Consider the following 9,317-nt stretch of genomic DNA (forward strand, 5'->3'; position numbering starts at 1 on the left):
CCTTATCGTCGGCAGCGTCAGATGTGTATAAGAGACAGGGTGGTGTACCGGGGTTCTGCGGGGGCATCGGCTCCATCGTCTCGCGAGCGGACGGAGTCGCGTCGGCGGCCGAGAAATCGGAGTGCACGGCCGGGGGCATCGGTGCGGCGGGCGGCGCCGGAACGCGTCGTGTGCGACGCTGACCTGGGCTGTCCGGGGGGACGGACCAGGAGAAGCTACCTATCATCATGCCCCCCTTCCGACAATCTCTGCGTTGCCTCTGTTCCAACAGGACATTCAACCGTAGATTGGGACAGTCCGAGAGGTGAACGCTCAACCTCTATCATCTCAATGACACAGCAGAGCCGATGGCAGCCCCGGCCAGCAGCGTGAGACCGCAGCCGATCGCCTCGGAGGGAGAACCGTGCAGAACGACCCGAACGACTCGAGCCGCGAACCGCAGGCCGCGGGTCCGCGCGACCAGGCTTCCGCACCGCAGGCACCGCAGGCACGGCAGGGTGAGCCGGCTCATCCTGGCTTCGGCGAGCCGGCGAGTGTCCATGTCCTGACCGTGGACCAGCGTTCCCGGCTCGTGCTCGCCGGCGAGATCGACGCGAGGATCGCCGGAGAACTGCAGAACGCCATCAGCGAGGCGGAAGGCTCCCGGCTCCCGGTCGAGATCGACGCGCACCACGTGACCTTCATGGACTCGTCCGGTGTGGCTTTCCTGGCTCGCCTGGCCAGCCGGAGCCCGCACAAGGTCCGCGTGCTCCGTGCGCCGCCCACCGTCCGCTTCCTCCTGGAGGTCACCCGCATCGGTGACCTGCTTGAGATCGTCGACGAGGACCTGGCCGCGAACTGACCCGCCCGCGGAGGTCGCGACCGCCTAGATCGCGCGGCGGTCCGACCGGTCCGCGGCGATCATGCGGGGCGTGACGACGTGGAAACCGGTGGCCGGCGTCGCCGGCTCGCAGCGGTGCTCGTTGTCCACGCGGAACAGGTCCATCGCGCCGCACACCTCGAGGACGAAGAGGTCCCGCTCGTCGGCGCCCCGGATCACGGTGGCGCCGCCCCGTTTCGCGCCGGAATCCGCGAGCGAGATGAGGAAGGCGGCGCCCGTGGAGTCCATGAAGGTGACGCGACACATGTCGATCACCAGGAGTTGACGCCGTAGGCCGACGACACGGGCCGCGATGCCAGGGAACTGGTCCCGTTCCTGCAGGTCGAGCTCTCCGGCGATCACGAGAGTCGTCGTCGTCGGTGACGTCGCGATCTCGATCATGCTCACGAGAGTAACCACAGATCGCCGATCCCACCGGCTGAGTGGAAGGATTCGCCCGGATCAGCCCCTTCCGGGAAATTTGGAACAGGGATCTGCCGGAGAGGGGAGAATGTCCTCATGAGCCATGACAACCTGCTCGCGGGCCCCGCTCCGGTCGAGCTTCCCGACGACTTCCCCGACGTCCGCACCCGCCTCGCCGCCGGTGACGAGCCCGCGGCGGTGGCGGCTGAGAATCCGGCGTCCTCGCTGGCCTGGGCGGTGCTTGCCGAGCGTGCCCTTGCCGCGGGCAACACCGCGGGCAACCCTCCCGGCGGCGAGGGCAACGCCCTGGCGGGACCGGTGGAGGCGTACGCCTACGCGCGCACCGGCTACCACCGGGGCCTTGACGCCCTGCGGCGCGCCGGGTGGCGCGGCCAGGGCCTGATCCCCGCCGCGCACGCGCCCAACCAGGGCTTCCTCCGAGCTCTGCTGGCTCTGTCCGACGCCGCGGGCCTGATCGGTGAGGCGGAGGAACGTGACCGCTGCCGCCAGTTCCTGGCGGACTCCGGTACCTCGGCCGACGAGGTGCGGGCCCTGGTCGAGCCCGGGCGGTGACGGCCACGGGCCCGCGCGGGCCCGTGCCCCCCACCGGCGCTTCGCGGCTCCCGGCCGGTCGCGGGTAAACTCGCCGTCGCTCAACAAACTCCCGAGAAGGTGGGAAATCCATGCCAGGCGTGGTGCTCGTCGGTGCCCAGTGGGGCGATGAGGGCAAGGGGAAGGCGACCGATCTTCTGGGTTCGCGTGTCGACCATGTGGTGAAGTTCAACGGCGGGAACAACGCCGGCCACACCGTCGTCGTCGGCGACGAGAAGTACGCGCTGCACCTGTTGCCGTCCGGCATTCTTTCGCCCGGTGTCACGCCGGTCATCGCCAACGGCGTCGTCGTCGACATCGACGTGCTGTTCGAGGAGCTCGACGCCCTGGAGGCGCGTGGGGTGGACGTGTCGCGGCTGCTGGTGTCCGGCAGCGCCCACGTCATCGCGCCGTACCACCGCACCATCGACAAGGTGACGGAGCGGTTCCTGGGCAAGCGCCGGATCGGCACCACCGGCCGCGGGATCGGCCCGGCGTACGCGGACAAGATCAGCCGCGTGGGCCTGCGGATGTGGGACCTGTTCGACGAGAAGATCCTGCGTGCCAAGATCGAGGGCGCCCTGGACCAGAAGAACCACCTGCTCGTGAAGGTCTACAACCGGCGCGCCGTGGACGTGGACGAGACGGTCGAGGAGCTGCTGAAGCACGCGGACCGGCTCCGCCCCATGGTCACCGACACGTCGGTCGTGCTGAACCAGGCGCTGGACGAGGACAAGAACGTCCTGTTCGAGGCGGGCCAGGCCACCATGCTCGACATCGACCACGGCACCTACCCGTTCGTCACCAGCAGCAACGCGACCGCGGGTGGGGCGGTGACCGGGTCGGGCGTGGGCCCCACGCGAATCGACTCCGTGATCGGCGTCATCAAGGCGTACACCACGCGGGTCGGCGAAGGGCCGTTCCCCACCGAGCTCTTCGACGACAAGGGCGAGTTCCTCGCCAAGACCGGCCACGAGTACGGCACGACGACGGGACGCGCGCGCCGTTGCGGCTGGTACGACGCCGTCATCGCCCGCTACGCGGCGCGGGTGAACGGCCTGACCGACCTCGTCGTGACGAAGCTCGACGTGCTGACGGGCCTGGAGAAGGTCCCCGTCTGCGTGGCCTACGACGTCGACGGCGTGCGGTACGAGGAGATGCCGACGGACCAGACGGCGTTCCACCACGCGAAGCCGATCTATGAGGAGCTCGACGGCTGGTGGGAGGACATCTCCGGTGCCCGCACGCTGGAGGATCTCCCGCCGGCGGCACGCGCCTACGTGGACGCTCTCGAGCAGTTGTCGGGCACGAGGATCTCGGCGATCGGGGTCGGCCCGGCTCGTGACGCGATCATCCCGATCCACGACCTGATCCACGCGCGCGGCCACTGAGCGACGTCCCTACACTGGAGCCCCGTGAAGATCCTCGTCGTCGGGCCTGGCGCCCGGGAACACGCCATCGTCCACGCACTCGCCGCGGAGGCCGCGAGCGGCGAGGCCCACGAGATCCATGCCGCGCCCGGCAATCCCGGCATCGGCGCTGAGGCGACGCTGCATCCCCTCGACGCCGAGGACGGGTCCGCCGTCGCCGAGCTCGCCCGGGAGATCGGTGCGGACCTGGTCGTGGTCGGGCCCGAGGCGCCGCTGGTGGCGGGCGTCGGCGACGCGGTGCGGGAGGCGGGCTTCCCGGTGTTCGGGCCGGGTGGGGAGGCCGCACGGCTCGAGGGCAGCAAGGCGTTCGCCAAGGACGTCATGGCCGCGGCAGGTGTGCCGACCGCCATGGCGCACGTGTGCACCGACATGGACGAGGTGGCCGCCGCGCTCGACGCGTTCGGCGCCCCCCACGTCGTGAAGGACGACGGCCTGGCCGCCGGCAAGGGAGTGGTCGTCACCGACGATCGTGACGCGGCTCTGGAGCACGCGCGGGCCGCGCTCGACGCTCCGGACGGCGCCGGTCAGGTAGTCGTCGAGGAGTACCTGGACGGTCCCGAGGTCTCGCTCTTCTGCGTGTGCGACGGCACGACGGTCGTCCCGCTCGCCCCCGCACAGGACTTCAAGCGCATCTTCGACGGCGACGAAGGGCCCAACACCGGTGGCATGGGCGCCTACAGCCCGCTCCCGTGGGCACCGCCGGGTCTCGTGGACGAGGTGGTGGCGCGTGTCGCGCAGCCCACCGTCGACGAGATGGCCCGCCGCGGGACCCCGTTCAGCGGCGTGCTCTACTGCGGGCTCGCCCTCACGTCGCGCGGCGTGCGCGTGGTCGAGTTCAACGCCCGGTTCGGCGACCCGGAGACGCAGTCGGTGCTCGCACGGCTGGTGACGCCGCTGAGCCGGGTCCTGCTGGCCGCCGCTCAGGGCGAGCTCGCCGAGCTGGAGCCCCTGCACTGGCGGGAGGAGGCCGCCGTGACGGTGGTGGTGGCGTCCGCCGGGTACCCGGCGTCGGCCCGCAAGGGCGACCCGATCACGGGGATCGAGGCGGCGGAGGCGCTGAACGGCGTGCACGTCCTGCATGCCGGCACGGCACTGTCCGACGACGGTGCGCTGGTCGCGGCGGGCGGGCGCGTCCTCTCGGTGGTCGCGCTCGGCGCGGGTCTTACGGCGGCCCGAGAGAGGGCCTACGAGGCCGTCGGCAAGATCTCCCTGGCGGGTTCCCAGCACCGGACGGACATCGCCGCCAAGGCGGCTGCGGGAACCCTGACCGTGCCTGCCTGAGCGGGGAGGGACAAGGGGCCCGCCGGCCCCGGAGCGCGCGCGGGACCAGGTCTCGACGCGCGGCCCGGGGCCGGCGGGTCTCTTCTCAGTGGTGCGAGGTCCGGCGAGGTGTCAGTCCGCGCAGGTGACCGCCACCGAGCCGGGCGCGGCGCCGTTGGCGGTGAAGCCGAACGACGTCGACTGGCCGGCACCCAGGGTGCCGTTCCAGCCCATGTCGCTCGCGGTCACCGTCGACCCGCTCACCGAGTACTGCGCGTTCCACAGGCTTCCGATCGTGGTCCCGGCCGGCAGGGCGAACTGCGTGGTCCAGCCACTCACCCCGGCGGAACCGCCGGTGACCGTGACCTCGCCCTGGAAGCCGCCGCCCCAGGAGTTGACCACCGTGAACTCGGCGACGCAGGCTCCGGTACCGGGGTCGTCGGTGGGCTCGTCCGTGGGCTCGTCGGTCGGTTCGTCGGTCGGTTCGTCGGTCGGGTCCGGGTCGGGGTTCCCCTCGCCGATCGCCGGATACGCGTTCGTCACGAGCATCTCGAACTGGTCCTGGAACCACCAGCCCGACAGGGGGGCGTTCGGCAGGGCGCCGGTGTAGGCACCACCGAGCTTGTCCGCCTGGTAGGTCGGGTCGCACATGCGGTCGAAGCCCTTGCCCTCGTCGTTGGGGATGTCCTCCGACGCGCCGTCGGACTCACCCGGGGGCTTGACCCACACGAAGGCGTGCAGGTGCGACTCCGGGTGGCCGGCGGGGGACGCGGTCGGACGCTCGCCGATGCCCGCTCCGTCGGGGTTGCACCAGGCGCCCCGGTGGGTGCGACGGTCCACGCGGGACTCGTCCACGTAGGTGTTCAGGTCGCTCGACGACGACACCGACGTCGGTCGCTCGGAGCCGCCCCAGCCGTTGCGGGAGGTGTCGATCAGCATGCCGATACGCGACGGGGCCCCCTGGGCGACCATCCGGTCGTACAGGTCGGCGGTCCAGTCGATCTCGTCGAAGTCCAGGTTCCACTCGTAGTAGTTCGCCGAGCGCACCTGGCCGCCGCCGACCTGCAGGTTCGGATCGGTCAGGAACGGCTCCTCCAGCGGCGTCGAGTTCGCCGTGTTCGTGACGAAGCCCGCCACGGCGTCCCAGCCGTAGGTGGAGCCCTCGATCACGCTCGCGAACTCCTGCGCGCTGCCGCCCGCGTTGTCCGGCCAGCCCAGCCATCCGGAGTGCGCCGCGTCGATGTAGGAGTAGACGTTGCCCACCTCGTACAGCTTGTCGAGGGCGTACCGCACGCCCTCGCGGTAGTACGGCGCCGCCTGCTGGCAGGGCTGGTGGGAGATGTTCGTGACCAGGTTCGGCAGCGAGTCGGGCTCGATCACGGCCGCGATCCGCAGGTTGTCGTACTCCGGACGGTCCAGGATCTCCGCGATCGCGTCGATGTATTCGGTCTTGTAGCGCTGCAGCCCCTCGTCGGTGGCCGGCAGCTCACCGTTCGAGGCGAGCGCGAAGCAGTCCCGGCCCGGCAGGTCGTAGATCACGACGTTGAACACCAGCGGGCTGCCACCGGACTGCGCGACCGCCTCGTCCAGGTGCCACTCCAGACCGTGCTGCCGGTCGATGCCCTCGATCGCCTGGATGCGGTCCATCCACACATAGGTCGGCTCGTTCGCGATGGCACGCATGTCGTCGCCGAGCGCACCCCCGGCGACGTCGGCGGCCCCGAGCACGTCGTCGTGCCAGTCAGGGTTGACGTACTGCGCGGCCCCGTCGTACGGATTGCCCACGGCGGCCGTGGCCGACGGCGCCATCGCGATCGCCACCAGAGCCGACGCGGCGACCAGCGCACCCGTCGCTCCGGCCGCGATGCCCGCGCGCGCCTTCTTTACTCGTTGCACGATGCCCTCCCGGGTCGTTCGCTTGGCGCACGCCTGCCGGCCCTCCTTCGCGGTGGGGCCGGTGGCGCGCGCGCCCCGCAGCCCTTTCTGCGGAGGCGAGGGAATCGTTGCCCGGGCGATGACTTGGGCGACACCTGACTAATCGTTTAGGAAGCCCTCGTTGCCGTGGGGCCTCGACCGTGGCTCCGGCGGCGCCGTGGAGCCGCGCACCACCAGGCCGCCGGTGCTGAGAGTCGTGGATCGCGAGCTGCGGTCGCCGTCCGCCCCGCCGTCGCCCAGTGCCTCGAGCAGTGCCTGGCCGACGGCCTGCCCGAGGCGCTCGACCGGGTACGGCACGGCCGTGAGTGACGGCGTCGTGAGCCGGCACGCCGGCGCGTCGGCCCCCGCGACGACCGAGAGCTCCCAGGGCACGGCGACCTCCAGCCGTCGGGCGACGTCCAGGACGACACCCGCTGTGACGTCGTCGTCCGTGACGACCGCGGTAGGACGGCTCGCGGAGGAGAGCAGCGTGCCGACTGCCGCTGCGGCACGGTCCACGCCATGCCCGGACGCGGCATGGAAATCGATTCCTTCCGATGCCAGTGCGCCACCGAGCGCGGCGGCCCGGCGCCGGGTCGCCAGGAGGCCGTCCGCCCCGGTGAGCATGGCGACGCGGCGGTGCCCCAGGTCGGCAAGGAACTCCCCGACCTGCGCGAACGCTGCCGTGTCATCGAGCGTCACGCTGCACCACGTGGCCGGGGCGGACGGGGGCGGGCAGCCCACCATGACGGCGGGTGCGGGCAGGTGGCGCAGCGCGGCGAGGCGGGCGTCGTCCGACCGCAGGCCGGTCACCACGAAGGCGGCGTACCGGCGCTCCGCCCACCAGCGGCGCATGAGGTGCGCGGCATGGTCGACGGTGCTCGCCGTGTGGACCGCCAGGGTGACGCCGCCCTCGTCCAACACCTCGGACGCGGCCGTGACCAGGTCGAGCGGTGAGGCGACGCGGGATCCGGCGGCGCCGTCGTGCACCGCGACGAGGGCTGCCGTGCCGGGCCCGGCGCGGAGCGAACGTGCCGCGGTGGCGGGTCGCCAGCCCAGTTCGTCGGCCACGCGCAGGACGCGCTCACGCGTCGTGTCGGCCACGCCCCGCCGTCCGTTGAGCGCGTACGAGACGACGGCTGTCGAGACGCCGGCGGCCCGGGCGACGTCGACGATCGTCGGTCTCCGCCGTCCACCGGCACCCCGCGGCCGACCGCCGCGGGGTGAGGCCGGAGCCGCGTCCTTGCGCGGCTGGTTATCTGGATCTTCGTGATGATTCGGTCGCGCCGTCGTGACCATTCCCGTAGCATGCCCTGTTAGCGCATACTTTGCACAGCGTCGACGAGGACGGGGTGTAGGCATGACACCTGTAAGGGGCAAGTATTCTCTGGCCGTGTTGTCGCCGGTCGTCGGGGGGCACTACTTCGGAAAGGTTCTGGCCGGGGTCTCCCGTGCCGCGCGGTCGGGTGGGCACCGGGTCGTCGTCGTGCAGACGTACCCGGCAGACCTGGAGCGTGCACAGTTTCCGGAGGAGCCGCCGGTCGGTGTGCCCGTGGGGCTCGACGCCGCCGACGGCCTGATCGTCGTGACCACAGCCGTCGACGCGGCGACCGTCGAGCGGCTCGGCGCGCAGGAGCGGCCCATGGTGCTGGTCGGCGAGCACTCGCCGGGTGCCCAGGCGCCCGCGGTCGCGCCGGACAACGCGGGCGGCACGCGTGCGGCGGTGGAGCATCTCCTCGCGCACGGCCATGTCGAAATCGGTTTCGTAGGGAGTCTGCGGCAGTCCGACATCGTCGAGCGCTACGAGGCCTACCGGGCCACCTTGCGCGACCACGGCATCGAGCCGCGGGAGGAGTGGGTCTACCAGGCCGCCGACAACCAGGAGGCCGCCGGTGCCGCGGCTGCCCGCGAGGCCCTGACGGCGGGCATGCCGACCACCGCGACCTTCGTCGCCACCGATCGCAACGCCGCCGGATTCACGAGGATGCTGCAGGTCAGCGGACTCGCGCTGCCCAGGCGCCAGGCGGTGGTGGGCTTCGACCACTCCGACCTCGGCGCCCGGATGCGCCCCCGGCTCGCGACGGTGGACCCGCATCACGACGGCGTCGGGGAACTGGCCGTGTCGCTGCTCGTCGCCCAGATCCGCGGTGAGCGCCCGCGCGGCCGCCACCTGTCGGCGGCGAGCCTGATCACGCGCGAGTCGTGCGGCTGCCGCGAGGCGAGCGTCGGCCCGGTCCAGGGCGGGGACGGCGAGGCCGCGACGTCCTGGGCGCACCTGGCGGCCGTCGCCGAGATCGTGCTCGACGGCGCGGGGGCCACGCCGGGCATCGAGGCCTGGATGCGCAGCGTGCAGCGGATCGTGCGGGGCGCCGATGCTCTGGCGGTGCTGCCCGAGGCCGATGCCCTCGCCTCCCTGGCGGACATCACCCGAGCGCTCAGGCCCCATCCGGAGGCCCTCGAACAGCTGGTCCCGGCCCTGCGCTCGGTCGAGGACGAGCTGGCCAGGGCGCGCAAGGCCCGGACCCGCGCACCCGGCGAGCCGGGGCCGACGGCGCGCCGGCGTGCCGTCGCCCGCGCCATCACGGACGTCATCGTGGCACTCAGCACCGGGTGCACGCAGACCCTGCTCGCGCGGGCCGGACGGCTCGAACGCACGATCGGCGAGCAGTACGAGCTCGACCTGGGGCTCCTGCACGCGGACGCGCCCAGCATCCGGACGCTGCGCTGGCTGCCCAAGGGGCACCGCGGTCCCGCCACGCTCGCCCTGTGGTCCGACGCCGCCGAGCGGCTCACCCACCCGCCCTGTCTCTTATACACATCTGACGCTGCCGACGATAAGG

At 71.8% G+C, this 9,317-nt stretch carries 8 protein-coding genes; 5 read left to right on the forward strand and 3 right to left on the reverse strand.

All coding sequences use genetic code 11. The features are described from left to right. The first annotated feature begins 403 nt into the window (after positions 1–403). Positions 404–841, forward strand: a complete 438-nt coding sequence (locus HGK34_RS21215) for an STAS domain-containing protein (protein WP_201851226.1) — start codon at positions 404–406, stop codon at positions 839–841. 24 nt (positions 842–865) lie between these two features. Here the strand turns inward: HGK34_RS21215 and HGK34_RS21220 are convergent, their stop codons facing one another. Next, entirely contained in the window at positions 866–1,261 is a 396-nt protein-coding gene (locus tag HGK34_RS21220; RefSeq protein ID WP_201851228.1) for an STAS domain-containing protein, read from the reverse strand. 117 nt (positions 1,262–1,378) lie between these two features. Between HGK34_RS21220 and HGK34_RS21225 the strand changes: the two genes are divergently transcribed. The 3 genes from HGK34_RS21225 to purD all read left to right on the forward strand — a co-directional run bounded on the left by HGK34_RS21225 (position 1,379) and on the right by purD (position 4,584). Next, positions 1,379–1,855: a DUF3151 domain-containing protein gene (locus tag HGK34_RS21225; protein ID WP_201851230.1), complete on the forward strand. Its 477-nt coding sequence runs from the start codon at positions 1,379–1,381 to the stop codon at positions 1,853–1,855. A gap of 110 nt (positions 1,856–1,965) precedes the next feature. Next, positions 1,966–3,264, forward strand: coding sequence for an adenylosuccinate synthase (locus HGK34_RS21230; RefSeq protein WP_201851232.1), 1,299 nt, complete (start codon positions 1,966–1,968; stop codon positions 3,262–3,264). Positions 3,265–3,288: 24 nt separating this feature from the next. Continuing rightward, entirely contained in the window at positions 3,289–4,584 is a 1,296-nt protein-coding gene (gene purD / locus HGK34_RS21235; protein WP_201851234.1) for a phosphoribosylamine--glycine ligase, read from the forward strand. 111 nt (positions 4,585–4,695) lie between these two features. Here purD and HGK34_RS21240 read toward each other — a convergent pair whose 3' ends face one another. Both HGK34_RS21240 and HGK34_RS21245 read right to left on the reverse strand, forming a co-directional pair. Further along, positions 4,696–6,459, reverse strand: a complete 1,764-nt coding sequence (locus HGK34_RS21240) for a glycoside hydrolase family 6 protein (RefSeq protein ID WP_307816163.1) — start codon at positions 6,457–6,459, stop codon at positions 4,696–4,698. A 138-nt stretch (positions 6,460–6,597) separates the two neighbouring features. Further along, positions 6,598–7,653 carry a LacI family DNA-binding transcriptional regulator gene (locus tag HGK34_RS21245; protein ID WP_307816164.1) on the reverse strand — a complete coding sequence of 352 codons (1,056 nt, stop codon included), beginning with the start codon at positions 7,651–7,653 and terminating at the stop codon, positions 6,598–6,600. Positions 7,654–7,870: 217 nt separating this feature from the next. Between HGK34_RS21245 and HGK34_RS21250 the strand changes: the two genes are divergently transcribed. Then, positions 7,871–9,317, forward strand: a 1,447-nt coding sequence (locus HGK34_RS21250) for a LacI family DNA-binding transcriptional regulator (RefSeq protein ID WP_201851238.1), incomplete at its 3' end; no start/stop codon positions are given.

This window comes from Myceligenerans indicum, assembly GCF_016742955.1.
Taxonomy (GTDB): Bacteria; Actinomycetota; Actinomycetes; order Actinomycetales; family Cellulomonadaceae; genus Myceligenerans; species Myceligenerans indicum.